The sequence below is a fragment of the Collimonas sp. genome, assembly GCF_039923675.1.
Lineage (GTDB): Bacteria > Pseudomonadota > Gammaproteobacteria > Burkholderiales > Burkholderiaceae_D > Collimonas.
Genome location: NZ_JBDTCG010000056.1, coordinates 1 through 22,691, shown reverse-complemented (window position 1 = coordinate 22,691; position 22,691 = coordinate 1). Strand labels below are relative to the sequence as shown.

General features: G+C 56.9%; 17 protein-coding genes and 1 pseudogene. 5 read left to right on the top strand and 13 right to left on the bottom strand.

What is annotated here, in order from left to right:
• Positions 1-110: 110 nt before the first annotated feature.
• The 11 genes from ABI171_RS11420 to ABI171_RS11370 all read right to left on the bottom strand — a co-directional run bounded on the left by ABI171_RS11420 (position 111) and on the right by ABI171_RS11370 (position 13,039).
• On the bottom strand, positions 111-539 hold the full coding sequence (locus ABI171_RS11420) for a hypothetical protein (protein ID WP_348092683.1): 429 nt from the start codon (positions 537-539) through the stop codon (positions 111-113).
• A 12-nt stretch (positions 540-551) separates the two neighbouring features.
• Positions 552-1,979 carry a dihydrolipoyl dehydrogenase gene (lpdA, locus tag ABI171_RS11415; RefSeq protein ID WP_348092682.1) on the bottom strand — a complete coding sequence of 476 codons (1,428 nt, stop codon included), beginning with the start codon at positions 1,977-1,979 and terminating at the stop codon, positions 552-554.
• 206 nt (positions 1,980-2,185) lie between these two features.
• A complete protein-coding gene (gene odhB, locus ABI171_RS11410; RefSeq protein ID WP_348092681.1) occupies positions 2,186-3,448 on the bottom strand; it encodes a 2-oxoglutarate dehydrogenase complex dihydrolipoyllysine-residue succinyltransferase in 1,263 nt (420 codons plus the stop codon).
• 61 nt (positions 3,449-3,509) lie between these two features.
• On the bottom strand, positions 3,510-6,365 hold the full coding sequence (locus ABI171_RS11405) for a 2-oxoglutarate dehydrogenase E1 component (RefSeq protein ID WP_348092680.1): 2,856 nt from the start codon (positions 6,363-6,365) through the stop codon (positions 3,510-3,512).
• A gap of 329 nt (positions 6,366-6,694) precedes the next feature.
• Positions 6,695-7,999 (bottom strand): citrate synthase, encoded by a 1,305-nt coding sequence (gene gltA, locus ABI171_RS11400; protein WP_348092679.1) that lies wholly within the window; start codon positions 7,997-7,999, stop codon positions 6,695-6,697.
• Positions 8,000-8,119: 120 nt separating this feature from the next.
• Entirely contained in the window at positions 8,120-8,389 is a 270-nt protein-coding gene (locus ABI171_RS11395; protein WP_348092678.1) for a succinate dehydrogenase assembly factor 2, read from the bottom strand.
• Between the two features lie 230 nt (positions 8,390-8,619).
• On the bottom strand, positions 8,620-9,333 hold the full coding sequence (locus ABI171_RS11390; RefSeq protein WP_038489897.1) for a succinate dehydrogenase iron-sulfur subunit: 714 nt from the start codon (positions 9,331-9,333) through the stop codon (positions 8,620-8,622).
• A 76-nt stretch (positions 9,334-9,409) separates the two neighbouring features.
• Positions 9,410-11,188, bottom strand: coding sequence for a succinate dehydrogenase flavoprotein subunit (gene sdhA, locus ABI171_RS11385; RefSeq protein WP_348092677.1), 1,779 nt, complete (start codon positions 11,186-11,188; stop codon positions 9,410-9,412).
• A 2-nt stretch (positions 11,189-11,190) separates the two neighbouring features.
• Positions 11,191-11,556 (bottom strand): succinate dehydrogenase, hydrophobic membrane anchor protein, encoded by a 366-nt coding sequence (gene sdhD / locus ABI171_RS11380; RefSeq protein WP_348092676.1) that lies wholly within the window; start codon positions 11,554-11,556, stop codon positions 11,191-11,193.
• A complete protein-coding gene (sdhC, locus tag ABI171_RS11375; protein ID WP_348092675.1) occupies positions 11,556-11,966 on the bottom strand; it encodes a succinate dehydrogenase, cytochrome b556 subunit in 411 nt (136 codons plus the stop codon). The genes sdhD and sdhC overlap by 1 nt, the downstream gene beginning before the upstream one ends.
• A gap of 266 nt (positions 11,967-12,232) precedes the next feature.
• A complete protein-coding gene (locus tag ABI171_RS11370) occupies positions 12,233-13,039 on the bottom strand; it encodes a GntR family transcriptional regulator (protein WP_348092674.1) in 807 nt (268 codons plus the stop codon).
• A gap of 420 nt (positions 13,040-13,459) precedes the next feature.
• Here ABI171_RS11370 and ABI171_RS11365 point away from each other — a divergent pair, with 420 nt between their 5' ends.
• The 5 genes from ABI171_RS11365 (at position 13,460) to ABI171_RS11345 (ending at position 20,428) form a co-directional block, all read left to right on the top strand.
• The gene (locus ABI171_RS11365) at positions 13,460-14,449 is read left to right on the top strand and encodes a malate dehydrogenase (protein ID WP_348092673.1); all 990 of its coding nucleotides are present in this window, start codon (positions 13,460-13,462) and stop codon (positions 14,447-14,449) included.
• Between the two features lie 99 nt (positions 14,450-14,548).
• Positions 14,549-15,520, top strand: a complete 972-nt coding sequence (locus tag ABI171_RS11360; protein ID WP_348092672.1) for an aldolase/citrate lyase family protein — start codon at positions 14,549-14,551, stop codon at positions 15,518-15,520.
• Positions 15,521-15,573: 53 nt separating this feature from the next.
• Positions 15,574-16,077 (top strand): hypothetical protein, encoded by a 504-nt coding sequence (locus ABI171_RS11355; protein WP_348092671.1) that lies wholly within the window; start codon positions 15,574-15,576, stop codon positions 16,075-16,077.
• A gap of 25 nt (positions 16,078-16,102) precedes the next feature.
• Complete coding sequence (gene acnA / locus ABI171_RS11350; protein ID WP_348092670.1) at positions 16,103-18,814, top strand: aconitate hydratase AcnA; 2,712 nt, start codon at positions 16,103-16,105, stop codon at positions 18,812-18,814.
• Between the two features lie 360 nt (positions 18,815-19,174).
• On the top strand, positions 19,175-20,428 hold the full coding sequence (locus tag ABI171_RS11345) for a DUF2863 family protein (RefSeq protein ID WP_348092669.1): 1,254 nt from the start codon (positions 19,175-19,177) through the stop codon (positions 20,426-20,428).
• A gap of 197 nt (positions 20,429-20,625) precedes the next feature.
• Here the strand turns inward: ABI171_RS11345 and ABI171_RS11340 are convergent.
• Positions 20,626-21,353, bottom strand: a pseudogene (locus ABI171_RS11340) (class I SAM-dependent methyltransferase).
• 87 nt (positions 21,354-21,440) lie between these two features.
• Positions 21,441-22,562: a M14-type cytosolic carboxypeptidase gene (locus ABI171_RS11335; RefSeq protein WP_348092668.1), complete on the bottom strand. Its 1,122-nt coding sequence runs from the start codon at positions 22,560-22,562 to the stop codon at positions 21,441-21,443.
• Positions 22,563-22,691 lie beyond the last annotated feature (129 nt).

Sequence of the window (22,691 nt, the reverse complement as noted above, 5' to 3'; positions counted from 1 at the left end):
AAAATAATATTCGTGATTCCAGACGGAACGAAGCAGCGGCGGAAATAAAAATGGGCGAGCTTTCGCTCACCCACCTCACCAAGCAATCTCGCAAGCAACATCCCAAGCAACTATGATCGCCCCATCTCTACCAGCACCCGGCTCGGATAGGCTTTTTCCTTGCCGCCAAAGCTGAGCGGTAGATTGGCTCCCAAGCCGATGCCGGAGGCGCCGATGCCGCCGCTGCCACCCGAAGCGCCAATCCCGACGCTAGGGGAATTCAGGCCGGGCGGCGCACGGTACACGACTTCCGAGGTACGGTAGCCAGGCTTGTCGCACACCACGTGCAAGTCGCCGTCTGCGGTCACGATCAAGACATCGCCCGGCGTGACCACATTCCAGCGACTGCTGTCGGTTTTGACAATACAGCGCGCGCCTGACAACTGCTGGCTGTCAGAGGTGGCTTCGATCAGCACGTGACCGTTCTCCGACGCTATGGAGGCGCAGCCGGATAGTGCAACGCCTAACATCAGAGTCAGCGACGGGAACAGAACGCGCATGTTGCTTCTTTCTTAAAAGTTCAGGGACCGCTTGTCGACCGCCAGCGCAGCTTCCTTGGTCGCTTCCGACAAGGATGGATGCGCATGGCAGATACGCGCGATATCTTCCGCAGAGGCGCGGAATTCCATCGCGACCACGGCTTCGGAAATCAATTCCGATGCCATTGGACCAACAATGTGGACGCCAAGGATCTCGTCAGTCTTGGCATCCGCCAGGAACTTGACCATACCCGAAGTATCGCCCAAGGCACGCGCCCGGCCATTTGCCAGGAACGGGAAGGTGCCAGCCTTGTATGCTACCCCATCTGCCTTCAATTGTTGTTCTGTCTTGCCAACCCAGGCGATCTCAGGTGAAGTATAAATCACCCAAGGAATCGTGTTGAAGTTGACATGGCCATGCTGCCCGGCAATACGCTCGGCAACCGCAACGCCTTCTTCCTCAGCCTTGTGCGCCAGCATCGGGCCGCGCACCACATCGCCCACCGCCCACACGTTCGGCAGGTTGGTCTTGCAATCGCCGTCGACCGCGATGAAACCGCGTTCGTCCAGTTGCAAGCCGACTGCTTCGCCATTCAGGCCGATCGTGTTGGGCGTACGACCGATCGAAATGATCAGCTTGTCGTAGACGGCTTTTTGTGCCGCGCCGGTGGCGTCGACATATTCAACCGTGACGTCATTTTTGCCAGTCGTGATGGAGCCGATCTTGACGCCCAGGCTGACCTTCAAACCTTGCTTGGTGAACAGCTTGCCGGCTTCCTTGGCGATCTGTTCATCGACTGCGCCGAGGAAAGTCGGCAATGCTTCCAGTACGCTGACTTCAGAACCCAGGCGACGCCAGACGCTACCCATTTCGAGGCCGATGACGCCGGCGCCGATAACACCCAGTTTAGCCGGAACAGCATCAATTGCCAGCGCGCCGGTATTCGACAGGATCAGTTTTTCATCAAACGGCGCGCCTGGCAGTTCACGGGCGTTGGAACCGGTCGCCAGCACGATGTGCTTGGCAGTAATGGTTTCTTCCGTTGCGCCTGCAACCTTGATTTCATAAGCGTTGGCATCGCCCTTGACGAAGGAACCGCGGCCGTGAAAAAAAGTTACCTTGTTCTTCTTGAACAGGTACAGGATACCTTCGTTGTTCTGCTTGACCACGCCATCCTTGCGCGCCAGCATCTGTCCCAGGTTCAGTTCCAAACCCTTGACATTGATGCCGTGCTCGGCGAACGAATGGCCGGCATGTTCGAAATGCTCGGACGATTGCAGCAGCGCCTTGGAAGGAATGCAACCGACGTTGGTGCAAGTGCCGCCCGGTGCAGGACCGTTCTTGGCGTTTTTCCATTCATCGATACATGCTGTACTGAAACCCAGTTGTGCGGCACGAATTGCTGCAATATAACCGCCGGGACCGCCACCGATCACAACGACATCAAATTGTTTGCTCATTTTCCATCCTTAGCGTTATCGCCTTGTCGGTTCATCATCGGTTTTGCCTGCGCGCATCGGAAAATCCTGTGCGGCGAAGACAAACAATGACGGCAAGGCGCTCATCATTAACCTAGCCACCGAAGCGACGCGCCCTGCCCCGTTTTTTGCGCCGTCAAATGGGCAAAAAACAGAATCAGGGCGCGCGCGTCAGGCGGGTTTACAGCTTACAGATCCAGCAACAGACGGGCCGGATCTTCCAGCGCTTCTTTCATCGCAACCAATGCCAGCACTGCTTCACGACCGTCGATGATACGGTGATCGTAAGACATGGCTAGATAGTTCATCGGACGCACCACGATCTGGCCGTTTTCGACCACTGCACGGTCCTTGGTCGCATGCACGCCCAGGATCGCCGATTGTGGCGGGTTGATGATCGGCGTCGACAGCATCGAACCGAAAGTACCACCGTTGGAGATCGAGAAAGTACCGCCGGACAGGTCGTCCAGGGTCAGCTTGCCATCCTTGGCCTTGGCGCCGAATTCGCCGATTTTCTTTTCGATGTCGGCGATCGACATCTGGTCGGCGTCACGCAACACCGGCACTACCAGGCCGCGCGGCGAACCGACAGCGATGCCGATATCGAAATAGCCGTGGTAGACGATGTCGTTGCCATCCACCGAAGCGTTGACGATCGGGTATTTCTTCAGTGCCGCAACCGCAGCCTTGACGAAGAACGACATGAAACCCAGCTTGACGCCGTGTTCTTTTTCGAACTTGTCTTTGTACTTGGTGCGCAGGTCCATGACCGGCTGCATGTTGACTTCATTGAATGTCGTCAAGATGGCGTTGGTCGATTGCGATTGCACCAGGCGCTCGGCGATACGGGCGCGCAGGCGGCTCATCGGCACGCGCTCTTGCGGACGGTCGTCCAGGTTAGCTTTGGTCGGCGCTGCAACTTGTTGCAGGAGCGGCTTGGCTGGCGCTGCCGCCAGCGGCGCCGGCGCAGGTACTGGTGGCTTGGCCAATGCACCCAGGACGTCGCCCTTGGTGACGCGGCCATCTTTGCCGCTGCCGTCGACTTGCGCCGCCGACAGATTGTTTTCCGCCAGCAGTTTCGCTGCGGCAGGCATGGCGATGCCGGCTGCCGATTTCGATTGCAGTTCAGGCGCGGCGATCGGGGTTGGCGCGTGGCCGGCTTGCGGCACCGGCACAGCGGCGACTTCCATCGGACTGACCTTGGCCGAAGCGTCGGTATCGATGATGGCGATGATTTGATCGGCCACCACGGTGGCGCCATCAGGCTGGATCAGTTGAACGATGACGCCATCAGTTGGCGCAGGCAATTCCAGTACCACTTTATCTGTTTCGATATCGATCAGGTTTTCGTCGCGCTTGACTGCATCGCCGACCTTTTTATGCCATGTCAACAAAGTCGCTTCAGCGACGGATTCCGACAATTGCGGAACTTTTACTTCAAGAAGTGCCATTTAATTCTCCGTAAGATGGTGCGGCATCGGGCAGCTCTTTGCAAAGCTGCCCGGTCGTCAATTATTTAGTAAGAACAAAGCCTTTGAGCTTGGAAAATGCGGTATCCAGCAATGCTTTTTGCTGCGCATAGTGCTTGTCGTAGTAACCGACAGCAGGTGATGCGCTGGCTGGACGGCCTGCATACGCAAGCTTTTGACCATCTTCCAGGTTTTCAAAGATATTGTGCTGGATCTGCAACCACGCGCCCTGGTTTTGCGGCTCGTCCTGGGTCCACACCAGCTCGTTGAAGTTCGGGAACTGCTTCAACTCGGCAGCGAACGCCTTGTGCGGGAATGGATACAGTTGTTCCAGACGGATAATTGCGACATCAGTCTGACCGCGCTCTTTACGTGCATTGACCAGATCGTAGTAAACCTTGCCCGAGCAAGCGACGATCCGCTTGACCTTCTTAGGATCGATCTTGTCATCGACTTCGCCGATCACGGTCTGGAAGCTGCCCTTGCTGAAATCAGCCAATGGCGAACCGGCATCCTTGTTACGCAACAGGGACTTCGGCGTCATGATGACTAGCGGCTTGCGGAACAAGCGGATCATCTGGCGGCGCAGCAGATGGAAAATCTGCGCTGCGGTCGTCGGCTGCACCACTTGCATGTTGTTGTCTGCACACAGTTGCAGATAGCGTTCCAGGCGTGCCGACGAGTGTTCCGGTCCTTGGCCTTCGTAACCGTGCGGCAGCATCATGACCAGGCCAGAAGCACGGCCCCACTTCACTTCGCCGGAGCTGATGAACTGGTCGATCACGACTTGCGCGCCGTTGGCGAAATCGCCGAACTGGGCTTCCCAGATGGTCAGCGTGTTTGGCTCTGCGGTGGAGTAACCGTATTCGAAACCGAGTACGGCTTCTTCCGACAATACCGAGTCGATCACCTTGAACGGCGCTTGCTGTTCGGAGATGTTTTGCAGCGGAATGTAGCTGCCGGCATCCCAACGTTCACGGTTCTGGTCATGCAGCACGGCGTGACGGTGAACGAAGGTGCCGCGGCCTGCATCCTGGCCGGTCAGGCGGATTGCATAACCCGACGATACCAATGACGCGTAAGCCAGATGTTCGCCCATGCCCCAGTCGAGATTGAGTTCGCCACGGCCCATTGCGGCGCGGTCGTTCAATACTTTTTCGACCAGTGCGTGGACCTTGAAGTTTTCCGGCACGGTGGTAATACGTGTGGCCAGGCGCTTCAATTCAGTGACCGGCACCGAGGTATCGGCGGCGTCAGTCCACTTGCGGTTCAGGAACGGCAGCCAGTCGACTGCATATTTGCTCTTGAAGTTGGTGATGACCGGATCGATGGTGTGCTTGCCGGCGTCCATCGCATCGCGGAAAGCCTTGACCATGGCGTCGCCATCGTCAGTTGCGATGGTGCCTTGGGCAGCCAGCTTGTCCGCGTACAGCTTGCGGGTACCTGGATGCTGGCCGATTTTCTTGTACATCAGCGGCTGCGTCAGCGCTGGCGTATCTTGCTCGTTGTGGCCCAGCTTGCGGAAGCAGATGATATCGACCACGATATCCTTCTTGAATTCCATGCGGTAGTCGAGCGCGATCTGGGTGGCGTACACCACCGCTTCAGGATCATCGCCGTTGACGTGCAATACCGGCGCTTCGATCATCTTGACGACGTCCGAGCAGTACAGGGTCGAACGGGAATCGCGCGGATCGGAAGTGGTGAAGCCGATCTGGTTGTTGATCACGATATGCACGGTGCCGCCTGTGCCGTAACCACGCGTTTGCGCCAGGTTCAGGGTTTCCATCACTACGCCCTGGCCGGCGAAAGCCGCATCGCCGTGCACCAGGATCGGCAGCACTTGCGAACCGTCGCTATCGCCGCGGCGTTCCATACGCGCCTTGACCGAACCTTCAACCACCGGGTTGACGATTTCCAGATGCGATGGATTGAACGCCAGCGACAGATGTACCGGGCCGCCCGGGCTGGTGATGTCTGACGAGAAGCCTTGATGGTACTTGACGTCGCCGGCCGGCAGGTCGTCGGCGTGCTTGCCTTCGAATTCTGCGAACAGTTCTTGCGGCATCTTGCCCAAGGTATTGACCAGCACGTTCAGGCGGCCACGGTGGGCCATGCCGATAACGATTTCCTGGACACCCTTTTCACCGGCGCGCTGGATGGTTTCATCCAGGGAGACGATGAAGCTTTCGCCGCCTTCCAACGAGAAGCGCTTCTGCCCGACATAACGGGTATGCAGGTAGCGCTCCAGGCCTTCAGCCGCGGTCAGGCGGTCGAGGATGTGTTTTTTCTTTTCTGCGGTGAACACCGGCGCGGAGCGTGTGGATTCGAGACGCTCTTGCATCCAGCGCTTTTCGGTCGGATCGCTGATGTACATGTATTCGGTGCCGATCGACCGGCAATACGTCTCGCGCAATGCATTCAGCAGATCGCGCAAGGTCGCTGTTTCCGGGCCGAAGTAGGTATTGCTTATGTTGAACACGATGTCCATGTCGGCATCGGTGAAGCCATAGAAGCTTGGTTGCAGTTCGGGCAGTTCCGAACGTTCCTGGCGTTGCAGCGGATCCAGATTGGCCCAGCGCGAACCGAGATAACGGTAGGCAGCGATCAATTGCGTTGCAGCAACGCGCTTGAAGCCCATTTCAGCATCGGCTGAAGCGGAGATGGTACGGATCGGGCCTTGCTTGGCGCGCTCGGCGAACGAGGCGATGACGGATGCGTGACCTACGTCAGGCTTGTCGGAGCCGTCGACTGCAGGCACGTGTTGCATGGCGTCAAAGTATGCGCGCCAGTTATCGGCAACTGAACCGGGATTGTCGAGGTATGACTCGTACAGCTCTTCAATGTACGGTGCATTACCTCCGAAGAGATAAGAATTAGAGCGGTATTGTTGCATCATCTTGCTCACCTTTCTTCGCGTTTCGCGAGATTAGCGGGTTAACATAACCTTCCGCGACACGGCCTGACCGGTTAGCGGATTGCACATCAAGTTGTGGGGAAGGGCTCTATTACTGTGTTCTTTTTACTACTTTTTTTCAATTCGGGTATTGCTTTGCAACTACGCTTGCCTGCCCTTCAAAACACGCTCACCACATGTTCCTGCTGCACTGTGGCCTGTTATAAATCGGCACAGAATAAGAGCATAGCATAACCTGCAGAAATGCAAACAGCGAATCCTCGGATTCGCTGTCTTTGTGTTGCTATTACATACTCACGCCGGCTGCTGAATTAGCCGCGCTTGTCGATCGATGGCACATCACGGGTTGGCGACCCAACGAACAACTGACGTGGACGGCCGATTTTTTGTTCTGGATCGGAAATCATTTCATTCCATTGCGCGATCCAGCCGACGGTACGCGCCATGGCGAATATACCGGTGAACAGCGAGACAGGGATGCCCAGCGCCGACTGCACGATGCCGGAGTAGAAATCGACGTTCGGATAGAGTTTGCGGGACACGAAATATTCGTCTTCCAGCGCCACTTTTTCCAAGGCCATCGCCAGCTTGAACAATGGATCGTCGTGCAGGCCCAGCTCGTTCAGCACTTCGTAGCAGGTTTCACGCATCAGCTTGGCGCGCGGATCGAAGTTCTTGTAGACCCGGTGACCGAAGCCCATCAGCTTGACGCCGGAGTTCTTGTCTTTCACCTTGGCGATGAATTCAGGAATATTATCGACCGAACCGATTTCCTTCAGCATGTTGAGCGCAGCTTCGTTGGCGCCGCCGTGTGCAGGGCCCCACAGGCAGGCGATGCCGGCAGCGATACAGGCAAACGGATTGGCGCCGCTGGAGCCAGCCAGGCGCACGGTCGAGGTCGAGGCGTTTTGCTCGTGATCGGCATGCAAGGTCAGGATACGGTCCAGCGCGCGCACCAGCACGTCGTTGACCTTGTATTCTTCGCACGGGGTCGAAAACATCATGTGCATGAAATTCGCGCTGTACGACAGATCGTTGCGTGGATAGACGAAAGGCTGGCCGACGTTGTACTTGTAGGCCATGGCCACCAGTGTCGGCAGCTTGGCGATCAAGCGGATCGCCGACACTTCGCGGTGACGCGGATTGGTGATGTCCAGCGAGTCATGGTAGAACGACGACAAGGCGCCGACGGTGCCGACCAGCACGGCCATCGGATGCGCATCGCGGCGGAAACCGCGGAAGAAGAATTGCATCTGCTCGTGCACCATGGTGTGCTGGGTCACGGTGGCGTCAAAGGTTTCTTTTTGCTTGGCGGTCGGCAGTTCGCCGTTCAGCAGCAGGTAGCAGGTATCCAGGAAGTCGCAATTGACTGCCAGCTGCTCGATCGGGTAGCCGCGATATTGCAACTCGCCCTTGTCGCCGTCGATGTAGGTGATCGACGAATTACAGGCCGCCGTGGACATGAAGCCCGGGTCGTAAGTGAACTTGCCGGTAGCGCCGTACAGCTTGCGGATATCGATGACTTCAGGGCCGACAGTGCCCTTGTAAATAGGAAATTCTACGGATGGGCTGCCATCGGAGAACGATAGCGTGGCTTTAGTATCAGCATTGGTCATGGCACTTCCCTCACAAAAAATTACTCTAAATCAAAAAACAAAAACGCGCTTGCGGGCTGTTCAACATGTGCGGCGACCGCATCGCTGCAATCGCGGCAGAGCGCCAAGGCGGCGCCAGCTTCAGGCAATGCGTATTCTGGCTAACAGGGCATGCATTTGCGGCAGATCCAGCAATCCGTCCGGCTCTTTACGGACCAGCAGCAAATCCATTAGTTCATTGTCGGACAGTTCCATCAGACGCGAAAAAGCGTCGACATCGTCGTCCGTCATGGTGGCTTCGTGGGCATCCAGGAAACGGGTCAGTATCAAATCGTTTTCAAGCAGGCCACGCCGCGCACGCCAGCGCAGGCGGGCTCGGTTGGCGGGGTCGGCTTGATGGATGATAGGCATGGAAACCACTTATTCTATTTGAATTCGCTGTCCGGCGTGTTTGACGAACAGTTCTAAAACCACTACAAAAACAAGGGAGAAAAAAGATTTCTCCCTTCTTAGGCTGACCGGCAGCTCTAAGACCCGTCGCGAGCGGTTCAAGGTCTGGTCGAGAAGCGGAGCTGTACGAATGTACAGCGAGCATCGCAGACCAGAGATTGAACCGCGCAGTAGGGTATTAGAGCCGCCTACTATACCGCGCGACGCACCATCAGTTCCTTGATCTTGCCGATTGCCGCATTCGGGTTCAAACCCTTAGGACAGACATCGACGCAATTCATGATCGAACGGCAGCGGAACAGGCGATACGGATCTTCCAGGTTGTCCAGGCGCGCGCCGGTCGCTTCGTCGCGGCTGTCGGCGATGAAACGGTAGGCTTGCAGCAGGCCGGCGGGGCCGACGAACTTGTCCGGATTCCACCAGAACGACGGGCAGGAAGTCGAGCAGCAGGCGCACAAGATGCACTCGTACAGGCCATCCAGCTCTTCGCGTTGCTCCGGCGATTGCAGGCGCTCTTTTTCCGGCGGGATGTTGTCGTTGATCAGGAACGGCTTGATCGACTCGTATTGCTTGAAAAACTGCGTCATGTCGACGATCAGGTCGCGGATCACCGGCAAGCCTGGCAACGGCTTGAGGATGATCGGCTCGCTCAGCTCGTTCAGGTTGGTGGTGCACGCCAGACCGTTCTTGCCGTTGATGTTCATGGCGTCGGAACCGCACACGCCTTCGCGGCATGAACGGCGCAGGGCCAGCGAATCATCGACATCGGCCTTGATGCGTTGCAAAGCATCCAGCAGCATCTTGTCGGTTGGCAGCAGCTCGACCGTCAGGTCCTGCATGTAAGGCTTGGCATCCTTATCGGGATCGTAACGGTAGATTTTGAATTTCAAAGTACGTGATGACATGGCTATACCTTTTTTATTAATTGCGCGGCAGGGTCAAGGGCCACCATCTGGTGGCGCACTGCCCTGCCGCGGCAAATCAGAATGTACGTGGCTTTGGCTTGAACGTATCGACTGTCAACGGCTTGGTGATAACAGGCTTGTAGTCGAGACGATTGCCTTCGGAATACCACAAGCTGTGCTTCATCCAGTTTTCGTCATCACGATGTTCGTAATCGCGATGCGCGTGGGCGCCGCGCGATTCTTTACGGGCTGCCGCTGCAGTGATGGTGGCCTTGGCGGTTTCGATCATGTTATCCAGTTCCAGCGCCTCAACCCGCGCTGTATTGAACACTTTCGACTTGTCCTTGAACGCCACATGCTTGCGGCGCTCATCCAGCACCATGATTTCCTTGTAGCCCTGTTGCAGCAACTCGTCGGTACGGAACACGCCACAATACTGCTGCATGGTCTTGCGGATATCGCCTGCCACGTCTTGCACGCGCTCGGAGCCGGTGCTGTTTTCCAGCTTGGCCAGACGCGCCAGGGCGAAGTCGGTGGCATCTGCCGGCAACGGCTTGTTGCTACGATCCTTGAGCTTGCTGTCGACAATGTGATTGCCGGCAGCACGGCCGAACACCACCAGATCCAGCAGCGAATTGGTGCCCAGGCGATTGGCGCCATGCACCGATACGCAGGCGCATTCGCCAATCGCGTACAAGCCGTTCACCACCGCATTCGGGATACCATTCTTCGGCACTACCACCTGGCCGTAGACGTTGGTCGGAATACCGCCCATCTGATAATGGATGGTCGGCACGACCGGAATCGGCTCTTTCAAGGCGTCGACGTTAGCGAACTTGTGGCCGATTTCCAGAATCGACGGCAGACGCTTCATGATGGTTTCGGCACCGATATGGCGCAGATCCAGCATGACGTGATCCTTGTTAGGACCGCAACCACGGCCTTCCTTGATTTCCTGGTCCATCGACCGCGAAACGAAGTCACGCGGCGCCAGATCTTTCAGGGTCGGCGCATAGCGCTCCATGAAACGCTCGCCATTGGCGTTGATCAGAATCCCGCCCTCGCCACGCACGCCTTCGGTAATCAGCACGCCAGCACCGGCTACGCCAGTCGGGTGGAATTGCCAGAATTCCATGTCTTCCAGCGGAATGCCTGCACGCGCCGCCATACCCATACCGTCACCGGTATTGATAAAAGCATTGGTGGAAGCAGCCCAGATACGTCCTGCGCCGCCGGTCGCCATGACCGTGGTCTTGGCTTCCAGCATCATGACCTCGCCGGTTTCCATTTCCAGCGCGACGACGCCGATGACATCGCCTTCGGCATCGCGCACCAGATCGATCGCCATCCACTCAACGAAGAAGTGGGTTTTGGCACGCACGTTACGCTGATACAGCGTGTGCAGCAGCGCATGGCCGGTACGATCGGCAGCGGCGCAAGCGCGTGCTACCGGCTTTTCGCCGAAGTTGGCCGAGTGGCCGCCGAACGGACGCTGGTAAATCGTGCCGTCGGCGTTACGGTCGAACGGCATGCCGAAATGCTCCAGCTCATACACAGCCTTAGGCGCTTCGCGACACATGAATTCGATCGCATCCTGGTCACCCAGGTAATCCGAGCCCTTGATGGTGTCAAACATGTGCCAGTACCAGCTGTCCTCGGACATGTTACCGAGGGAAGCACCGATACCGCCCTGCGCCGCTACCGTGTGCGAACGGGTAGGAAACACCTTCGACAGGACCGCAACGTTCAAACCAGCTTCCGCCAATTGCAGCGAAGCACGCATGCCCGAACCACCGGCACCAACGATTACCGCATCAAAGCGGCGTGTAGGAATTGTGGATTTGATTGCTGACACGATTACACTCTCCACAAAATCTGCGCCGCCCATCCGGCACAACCGACCAACCACAGGATTGTGGCAACTTGCAAGACCAGCCGCAGAGCGACCGGCTTGACGTAATCCATCCAGATATCACGCACGCCAATCCATGCATGAAAAAACAGCGCCATCAGCGCTACGAAAGTCGCCAGCTTGAACCACTGGTGAGAAAACAAGCCCGCCCAGCCCTCATAGGTGAAGTTGCTGGCAGTCAGAAAAGAAACCAGCAAGATGACGGTATAGACTGCCATCACAACCGCTGTTGCGCGCTGCGCCAACCAGTCGCGCAGACCGTAATGTGCGCCGACGACCAGACGCTTGCCACCGATATTATTATCTGCCATCAGAATGCTCCGAACAGTTTCAATGCAACGATCAGCGCCAGCGGCAGGCTGATCACCAATACGCTTGCGGCCGATTTGCGTGCGCTATCCTTGCTCAAGCCGATGTGGTTATCCATGACGAGGTGGCGAATGCCGGCGCAGAAATGGTGCAGGTAAGCCCAGGACAGGGCCAGGATGACGAGCTTGACGAACCAGCCCGACGTAAAGCCTTTGAAATATTCGAAAGAGGTTTCAGACACCAGGCTCTTATCCAGCAGGAACAAGATAAAAGGCAGCAACAGAAACATCAACAAGCCACTAATGCGATGCAAAATCGAAATAATGCCTGCCAGCGGCAAGCGGTAACCCACAATTTGTGTAATGTTTATATTACGAAACTGTGGCCGATTGGGTTTCGCGGCTTCAGACATAACAGGGTTCTCCTCAGTTTAAAATTTTGATGCTTTTCTTGACGCTTTTTTTGACACTTTTTTTCACACGCTAAGCAATCCCGCAATTTTCGCCGATTTTTGTGCAGCACACCAATATTTATTATTCGTTATTGCGCAATTCCTTATTGCGAATTGCTGTTAGTACAAACCGGAGCTTCGCCATTCTGCCACCACTCGGCCGCGCTCACACGCAACCGGCACTTCTGCCCACAGGATCACAGAACCTGTCAGACCTGCCCGCCAACTCAGCTCAGCTCATTCTGATAATGATGGCGATTGGTAACGTAAAAACCGCGCCGCACTTCCACCGGCTTGTCGCCGTAAGTAAAAGACACGCGCTCGACACACAGCAATGGCGATAATTTTTCCACGGCCAGCAACTCGGCGGCATCGGCATCCGCGCTCGCAGCGCGAATCTGTTCTGTCGCACGAATCATGCGCGTCCCGAATTCGGTTTCAAACAGGCCGTACATCGGCCCCTTGTATTCAGCCAGGCGCTCCAGCGTCAGCGCCTTGAACAATGCACCCGGCAACCATAACTCTTCGAGTATCGTCGGCACGCCGTCAAACGCCAGCACACGTTTGACATACACGACAGAGTCGCCCGATTTCATGCCCAATTGGCGTGCAATCTCCGCCGGTGCGCGCAAACGCTTCAGCTCGATGACTTTTTTATCGGTAACTTGCGGCTCGTCGCTATCCGGCATCAGGCGCAGGAAACGGAATTGAGAACGGGCTTCGTGATGGGTGGCGACGAAAGTCCCCTTGCCCTGGCGCCGCACCAGCAGGTTTTCCGCCGCCAGCTCGTCGATCGCCTTGCGCACGGTCCCCTGGCTTACCTTGAAACGGTTGCCAAGCTCGACTTCGCTGGGGATCAATTCGCCGGATTTCCACTCGCCGGACTGCAGGCGCTGCATGATCAGCGCCTTGATTTGCTGATAGAGCGGACTGAAAGTCGGGGAGCTTGCCGAGGAAACTGCCGGAGATGCTCCGGGGGCAGCAGCACTCGGGCTGGCAGGGTCACTACTCTGATTGGACGGGATGGAGCTCATAACCTTGGATTTCACCATGAAACAGCCATTGTCGTCCAGAAAAAAATATACAATTATATGTCTTATATAAGACATAAGATATTGATTGACATACCATGTTGCCGGGCCTAAACTCGCGGGCATCAGTGCTATTCAACGATCGCCGTAGCACTCGGATTGGTTTAATGCCTTGCTTTATTGCTCCGGATATAAGTTGCAATCAAGTTCTCGGGTTCAGCTCGGGTTCTGCTCAGATTCTGATTACAAGCTACAATTTCCGGCCGCCTGCGCAACGCGAAACAAACTGACGGACATGGCTTTCGCCGGTATTATTAGAGGTTGCGCAGTATCGCTGCGGTTTTATCCGCAGTATTTGCTCAACGCTTACCCGTATTCCGTATTATCAGACATCGCTTTCTATCACCTATCTGGAGATTCAACATGGCTAAGTCCCCTCTGCGTGTTGCCGTTACCGGCGCCGCTGGTCAAATCGGTTATTCCCTGTTGTTCCGCATCGCCAATGGCGACCTGCTCGGCAAAGACCAACCGGTCATTCTGCAATTGCTGGAAATCCCTGACGAAAAAGCACAAAAAGCGCTGAAAGGCGTGATCATGGAAGTCGACGATTGCGCCTTCCCGCTGCTGGCCGGCATCACCGCTCACAGCGATCCGCTGACCGCATTCAAGGATGTCGACGTTGCCCTGCTGGTCGGCGCCCGTCCACGCGGCCCAGGCATGGAACGCAAAGACCTGCTGGAAGCCAATGCACAGATTTTCACAGTGCAAGGCAAGGCGCTGGATGCCGTCGCTTCGCGCAATGTCAAGGTGCTGGTGGTTGGCAATCCAGCCAACACCAACGCTTACATCGCCATGAAATCGGCGCCTAACCTGCCAGCCAAGAACTTCACAGCAATGCTGCGCCTGGACCACAACCGCGCTTTGTCGCAAGTTGCGGCCAAGATCGGCAAGCCGGTGTCGTCTATCGAAAAACTGTTCGTCTGGGGTAACCACTCGCCAACCATGTACGCCGACTATCGCTACGCGACAGCCGACGGCGCATTGGTCAAGGACCTGATCAACGATCAAGTCTGGAACAAGGACGTATTCCTGCCGACAGTCGGCAAGCGCGGCGCAGCGATCATTGAAGCACGCGGCCTGTCGTCGGCAGCGTCTGCAGCTAACGCAGCTATCGACCATGTACGCGACTGGGTGCTGGGCACCAATGGCAAGTGGACCACCATGGGCGTGCCATCCGATGGCTCCTATGGCATTCCAGAAGGCACCATGTTCGGCTTCCCTGTCACCACCGAAAACGGCGAATACAAAATCGTTCAAGGTCTGGAAATCGACGCCTTCTCGCAAGAACGCATCAACCTCACGCTGAAAGAACTGCAAGAAGAGCGTGATGGCGTGAAACACCTGGTCGGCTAAACCCGGCCTGGATTCACACTAGCAATACCTGCATGGCGACACAGCCATCGCCATGCAGCGCCTGATTTTGTTTGTCCGCAACTTTAAGAATATTTCGCAATGCACCCTACCCAGGTCTTATTCCTAGGCAAGCAACAGCCGGTCTCGCTACCGGTCTGCGATCATTACGCAGGCGCTGAAAAGCTCATGCGTAAATCGGTCGACCTGCAACAGGAACTGGGCCCGGTCTTCGACATCACTCTGGATTGCGAAGACGGCGCCAGCGCCGGTCACGAAGCAGTCCATGCGCAACTGGTCGCCGGCGTCATTGCCGGCGCCGACAACCGCTTCGAGCGCATAGGCGCTCGCGTACACGATAGCGGCAACACTTTTTTCGAACAAGATATCAAGATCATCTGCCAGGGCGCCGCCAACCGGCTGGCTTACCTGATGCTGCCTAAAGCCGAAAGCGTGGCTGAAGTCAAAGCCGCCATCGACCTGATCCGGCACCACAGCAGCCGCGCCGGCCGGGAAGACCTGCCGGTCCACATCTTGATAGAAACCCACGGCGCGTTAGCTGACGTATTCGCCATCGCCGCCCTGCCGCAAGTCGAATCGCTGTCTTTCGGCATCATGGATTTCGTCTCCTCCCATTATGGTGCGATTCCGAGCGCGGCGATGCGCTCCCCCGGTCAGTTCAGCCATCCCCTGGTAGCCCGCGCCAAGCTGGAAATTGCGGCGGCCTGCCATGCGCACGGCAAAGTGCCGTCGCATAACGTCACCACCGACATCAAGGACAGCGCCAGCGTCGCTGCCGATGCCGGCCGCGCCCGGGCAGAGTTCGGCTACACCCGGATGTGGAGCATCCATCCGCAGCAGATCAAGCCGATATTGAACGCATTTACCCCGCCGCAATCTGAAATAGCCGTTGCGGCACAGATTCTGCTTGCAGCCCAGCAGGCGGAATGGGGACCGATACAACACGAGGGCACGCTGCATGACCGCGCCAGTTACCGGTATTACTGGAGCGTGCTGCAGCGGGCAAAAAATAGCGGCGCCGCATTACCTGAAACCACAAGTACCTTGTTATAACCGCGTCCTGCCGTTACTGAAATAAACGGTGGATTGCATTACGGAGCAATGAAATGAGAAAGAGCTTGTCAACGAGTTTGTCCGCCCTGATGTTGCTGTGCGCTAGCCTGGCAGTGGTAGCGCCGCAAGTGCAAGCCCAAACCAGCACGACCGCCAAGAAGACCACCAAGAAAGCAGTCAAGAAGCCGGCCGCAAAGGCCGCGCCCGCCGAAGTCGATGACGGCGAGGACGAAGGCACGCCGGATGTGAAGACCGCCGTTTCGGTCGACTACAAATGTGAACTCGGCAACAGCCTGACCATTTACACCAACGCCGACGACGACAAACATATCGCGCTGCGCTGGGGCAAAACCTTGCATCGCCTGACCCGCGTGCCGACCACTACCGGCGCCAACCGCTTTGAAAACCGCAAATACGGCCTGCTCTGGATCGGCATCCCGGCCAAGGGCATTTTGCTTGATTCAAAATCCGGCCATCAATTGGCCAACGAATGCAAATCGGCAGCGCAAGAAGAAATGCCAGCCCCGGCCCCGGCTGATCCGGCAAACAGTTTGTAATTTAGTTGTAACCTCAGGAGATATCATGTCCCGTAATACGTTGAACACACTCAAGGAATTCAAGATTTCCGATTCCAAGAAAGGCAAATTCTATTCCTTGCCTGCCCTGGAGAAAAAACTCGGCGTCAACATCTCGCGCTTGCCAGTCTCGATCCGCGTCGTGCTGGAATCCGTACTGCGTAACTGCGACGGCAAGAAAGTCACCGAAGAACACGTCAAGCAGCTCGCCAACTGGAGCGCGACTGCCGCCCGCACCGACGAAATCCCGTTCGTCGTGGCGCGCGTAGTACTGCAAGATTTTACCGGCGTACCGCTGCTGGCCGACCTGGCCGCAATGCGCAACGTCGCCGCCAGCCTGGGCAAGAACGCCAAGAACATCGAACCGCTGGTGCCGGTTGACCTGGTGGTCGACCACTCGGTGCAGATCGACCATTTCCGTGAAAAGAAAGCGCTCGACCTCAACATGAAACTGGAATTCCAGCGCAACAACGAGCGCTACCAGTTCATGAAATGGGGCATGCAGGCATTCGACACCTTCGGTGTGGTGCCACCAGGCTTCGGCATTGTCCACCAGGTCAACCTGGAATACCTGGCGCGCGGCGTTCACAAGAAGGATTCAGTCTATTATCCGGACACGCTGGTCGGTACCGACTCGCACACCACAATGATCAATGGCATCGGCGTGGTCGGCTGGGGCGTGGGCGGCATCGAAGCGGAAGCCGGCATGCTGGGCCAACCGGTTTACTTCCTGACACCAGACGTCGTCGGCGTCAACCTGACCGGCCAGTTGCGTGAAGGCGTTACCGCCACCGATCTGGTGCTGACCATTACCGAACTGCTGCGCAAGGCTAAAGTGGTCGGCAAGTTCGTCGAATTCTTCGGCGAAGGCACTTCCTCGCTGAGCCTGACCGACCGTGCGACCATCGCCAACATGGCGCCTGAATACGGCGCCACCATGGGCTTCTTCCCGGTTGACGATGCGACCATCGAATACTTCCAGGGCACGGGCCGCAGCAAAGCGGAAATCGACGCTTTCGCCAGCTACTTCAAGGCACAAAACCTGTACGGCATTCCAAAGGCCGGCGACATCGACTACACCACCGTCGTCGAACTCGACCTGGCTACCGTTGCGCCATCGCTGGCAGGTCCGAAGCGTCCGCAAGACCGTATCGAAATCGGCAATGTCAAAGCCAACTTCGCTGAACTGTTCAGCAAGCCGATCGCAGAAAACGGCTTCAACAAGAAAATCGAAGACCTGGATGCGACCTACGTCAATACCGACGGCGTCAATCTGCAAAACGGCGACGTACTGATCGCTGCCATCACGTCTTGCACCAACACTTCCAACCCGAGCGTCATGCTGGCGGCTGGTTTGCTGGCCAAGAAAGCGGTCGAGGCAGGCCTCAAGGTATCGCCGCACATCAAGACATCGCTGGCTCCTGGCTCGCGCGTCGTTACCGAGTACCTGGAAGCGGCCGGCCTGCTGCCGTACCTGGAAAAACTCGGCTTCGGCGTCACTGCCTACGGTTGCACTACTTGTATCGGTAACGCCGGCGACCTGACCCCGGCAATGAACGAAGCCATCGTCAAAAACGACGTGGTGGCCTCGGCTGTGCTGTCCGGTAACCGTAACTTTGAAGCGCGGATCCATCCGAACATTCGCTCCAACTTCCTGGCCTCGCCACCGCTGGTCGTCGCTTACGCGATCGCCGGCAACATGACGCGCGACCTGATGACCGAGCCAGTCGGCAAGGGCAAGGGTGGTAAGGACATCTATCTGGGCGACATTTGGCCAACTTCGCAAGAAGTCGCCAAGCTGATGAAGTTTGCGATGAATGCAAAGACCTTCAAGACCAACTACGCCGACGTCAAGGGCGCACCAGGCAAGCTGTGGGAAGCCATCAAGGGCGTCGCCGGCGGCGAAGTCTACAACTGGCCGAAATCGACCTACATCGCGGAACCACCGTTCTTCCAGGATTTCACCATGATCCCGAAGCCCGCTGCGACCGGCATCAGCGGCGCCCGTGCACTGGGCGTGTTCGGCGATTCGATCACCACCGACCACATCTCGCCAGCCGGTTCCATCAAGGAATCCAGCCCGGCCGGCAAGTGGCTGACCGCCAACGGCGTGTTGAAGGCTGACTTCAACTCCTACGGTTCGCGTCGCGGCAATCACGAAATCATGATGCGCGGTACTTTCGCCAACGTCCGCATCAAGAACCTGATGATTCCTGCAACACCGGACGGCTCGCGGATTGAAGGTGGCATCACCCTGTTCCAGCCTACCGGCGAAGAAACCTCGATCTACGACGCAGCGATGCAATACGTCAAAGACGGCGTGCCGACCATGGTCTTCGCAGGCGAAGAATACGGTACAGGTTCGTCGCGTGACTGGGCAGCCAAAGGTACGCAGCTGCTGGGCGTGAAAGCCGTGTTTGCCCGCTCGTTCGAACGCATCCACCGCTCCAACCTGGTCGGCATGGGCGTCTTGCCGCTGCAATTCATCGGTACCGACAGCGTTCAAACCCTGGGCATCACCGGCAACGAGACTTTCGACCTGAAGGGTATCGACGGCGAAATCAAGCCACAGCAAGATGCTACCCTGGTGATCTATCGCGCCAACGGCGACACCAAGGAAGTCAAGGTTCTGCTGCGCATCGATACGCCAATCGAAGTCGACTACTACAAACACGGCGGCATCCTGCCATTCGTGTTGCGTCAGTTGCTGGCGGTATAAAAGAAGCTAGCGACAATAAACTGTAGTTGGTTTTAACAACAAACGCCGGCGATGCCGGCGTTTGTCATTTTCGCCATAAATTTCTTCCTGTAATCTCGTAGCGTAGTTTTATTCAACACACGGTTAAATCCACTACAATAGGATCTTGCAGTCTTCCTGCCTCAGAGTCCTCGAAAACTCTCAGCAAGCGGTCGTAGGCCAGAAGGCAGCACAGAAAAGCGGCGCATATTTGTCGATGCATTTATCAATGAGTATGTGAGCGTCTCTTTGCCCGCTGGCGCCATTGGATGTGAAAAAAGCATCCGTTACGGCCGCGCAGTAAGATATTGACTATGTTGTCAGCTCCTTACCTTATCTACTATGCGCCGTCCGTCAAAAAAACCTTCCCGTAAATTTTCCGCCGACAGCCACCGTTTGGCCGAGTTGGCGCAAGCATTGATCCAAGCCTCCAGCCGTCTTGAGGAGCGCGCATGGGAGCGCGATATTGAAGTGCTGCTCAATAAGCATTTCAAAGCGCAGCATCAGGAACCGATCGACGGCGCCCTGGAGCAACTGTTCCCGGTCGAGCCCGACGCCTATGACGCCCTGATGGATGTGGTTGAAGCCTGCAGCGAATCCAGCAGCATCGAGTACCAGGGCAAGCAGTACGACTGCCTGCTGATCGGCATCCCGCTGCTGGCATGGACCCGTTTCTCGATCGGATCGGGACCGGTTGCAGCCGGCGTCATGCTGACCATCAGCGCCCACCTGCACGCTCACATCCTGGCGCCGGAAGTGCAGACCGCCATTGTGCCTTCGTTGTACGCCATCGATCAGCTGCCGCGCAGCCACGCCGACACCTTCGCCTTGCTGCAGCAGCTGTCGCAAGCGGCGTTAAGCGCAACACCGGTGCGCAGCCCGGCCAACCCGCCGCAAACTGCGCCCTACCTGGCCGATACCCGTTATCTGCTGGCCGCCCTGGTGGTGCCGAGCGGCATGCCGCTATTCCGCTGGCAAGTGACGGCCGGCCAAGCCGGACGCATTGCCGCCAGCAAGGAGCAAGCGTTGGAACAGTGGCGCAACCAGGTCGCGCCCAACATGACGCGTCTGCTACCCGGCTGCGGCATCCAACTGCTGTTGCCGGAGGCTTACTATGCCGCCTGCCGCGAAGCCGACTTGCAGATACGCCCTGCCTCCTTGCGCGCCGCCAGCTATTATCTGTCGCACACGCTGGACATTGCGTCGAAAGATCTGCACGCCAGCATCGGCCGCTTCAGCGAGCAGCCGGAAAGTGGCCGCGTCGACGAATACCGCATCGGCTTTTCCGTGGGCCAGACCAACGAGATCATCTACGGCGTAGTGTGGCCGCTGTATGGGCCGGAAGAAGCCAACGAAGAAATCATTACGCGCTCCAGCGACAGCGACGCCGCTGCGGCAGAACCGGAAACCCCGCTGGAACAGATCCTGAGCCTATTGCGCGAATGCGGCATCGACGACATCCAGCGGCATACGGACTTGTTTGAAATGGAATTTTGCGATGATTGCGGCACGCCGTTTTACCCGGATCGCGAAGGCGAGCTGGTGCATCCGGAGACGCCTGAGGATACGCCAAGCGGCTCAGCGCATTTTCATTGAGGGCAATCTGTAGAAAACAGGCACAGACGCCACTATCGTAGTCCCCGCGAACGCGGGGATCCATGGCGGCGCCGAGCCTTTACGTGGCTAATTGAACATGGATTCCCGCGTTCGCGGGAATGACCAGCTCAGAAATGCAGCTGCTTGATTTGAACCGCGCTGATTCACGCATTGACGGCAGATTACCAGATTTGTACTCATCGACGGGCAGCTACCAACAACATCATCGGCCGCTCTTTTTCTTCCGCCAATTCAGGCCGTGCGGCCAGCTGTTCAGCGCTCGGCCCCCATTCATTAACATGGGTAATGGTAAAGCCGGCAGCGATCAGCAAGTTGAGCGACGTACCGGTGGTACGATGCTGTTTGACCACCCCGTCGCCAGCCAGTTGGTGGTACGCGGCCCTTCGGCCTGATAACTGTCGACCGGCCAGGTCTTGCGCCCCTGCCCGTCCAGCACCCAGCCGGGATGCATGGGCGCCATATAAATCGGGTGCTCGATCGAGAAAATCAGATGGCCACCTGGCGCTAATGCGCGGTGCACATTCGTCAGCAAAGCGGCCAGATCCTTGATGTAATGCAAAGTGAGCGAACTGTAGGCCAGATCGAAACTTCCTTGCGCAAGATCTAGCTGTTCGAGGTCGGCCCGACCGTAGGTTACTGCGCCGACAGGAGTCGACGCGATCGCCCGTTCCAGCATTTTTCCCGAAACGTCGAGGCCGAGAACCTGGGCAGCGCCCTGCTCCTGCGCCCAGCGGCAAAACCAACCGTAACCGCAACCAAGATCCACCACCCGCAGGCCTTGCACCTTGGGTGGCATCGCTTGCAACGCCGGCCACTCCGCCGCGCCGGCCAGGCCATCAACCGAACGGCCCAGCCGGCTATAACCTTCAAAGAAGGCCGGGTCGTCATAGATATTTTGCGTCATCGATAAAACGGATTCTTTCTCAAAACTTGGCCATTTGAATTGTCGGAGCGGAAGCTGCAATGCAGCTTCCGCTCCGGCATATTGCTATTACTCGAACGCCCGCAAGATCGGCTGCAATACGACCTCGCCCAGACGAGCGCTGCGCGCGCCATCCCAGCCAACTTGGACATCCGGCAGATTGGCGTTGTCTTTGAACGGTAACTCCAATGTCAACGATACGCACTTGAAAGTGTGGCCGATATATTTGGACGCCAGCGTCAATACATCGCTACTGTATTTGCTAGCCGCATAGCCAAATTCAGTCTGGAAATCCGGGCTGGCGCGCTGAAAGTCATCAATGAATTTTTGCTGTTCCACCGCTTGCTGCGGGCTGAAATCCTCCAGCATTTCCGAACCGGCCACGAAGATATACGGCAAGGCTTCATCGCCATGCACATCGAGGAACAGATCGCAGCCGATTTCATGGATCTTGTTCTTCACCGCAAACACTTCCGGGCTGCGCTCCAGCGACGGCGTCATCCATTCGCGATTCAGATTGGCGCCTGCCGCATTGGTGCGCAAGTTACCGCGCACCGAACCGTCCGGATTCATGTTCGGCACAATGTAAAACACGGCATGCTGCAATACTTTGGTCGCCAGCGGATTGGCGCTATCCAGCAAGGCGTCGACCATGCCCTCGACAAACCATTCCGCCATGGTTTCACCCGGATGCTGACGCGCGATGACCCATACCTTCTTGGCGGCGTCAGGATCGCCGATCACCAGCACGTTCATGTCGCGGCCATCGACGGTGCTACCGATATCCAGCACCCGTGCCAGCGGCGATCGCTCCGCCTGCCCCAGCAGCGCCAGGTGACGCTCCCAGGAATACGGCTCGAAATAAGCGTAATAGACGCTATCGTAATCCGGCGTATGGCTGATGGTCATGACCTGGCCGTCGAAGCTGGTCGGTACCCGGAACCAATTCTCGCGATCATAACTAGCCACCGCCTGGTAATTTTCCCAACCCTTTGGATAGGTAGTGGCGCCGGCGTTCAGGAAGCGGATAGTGCAATCCTCATCGCGTGCGCCCTGCAAGCGGAAATAAAACCACTGCGTGAAATCGGCATGCGAATCGCTGCGGATTTTCAATTCGATCTGCTGAGGACTATCCGCGCGCACGACTTCAATCGCTGCGGCGTCAAACTGCTGGCTAATTTTTATTGACATAAGATTATTTCAAAGAGGATTGCCGTCCACACGAGCTGAGCGATCACTGCCAATAGCTTCACAATAATCGACGCCGGCGCGGGTCAGGCAGTCGGTGGAAAATTTTCAAATATTCTTTGTATTCCGTTG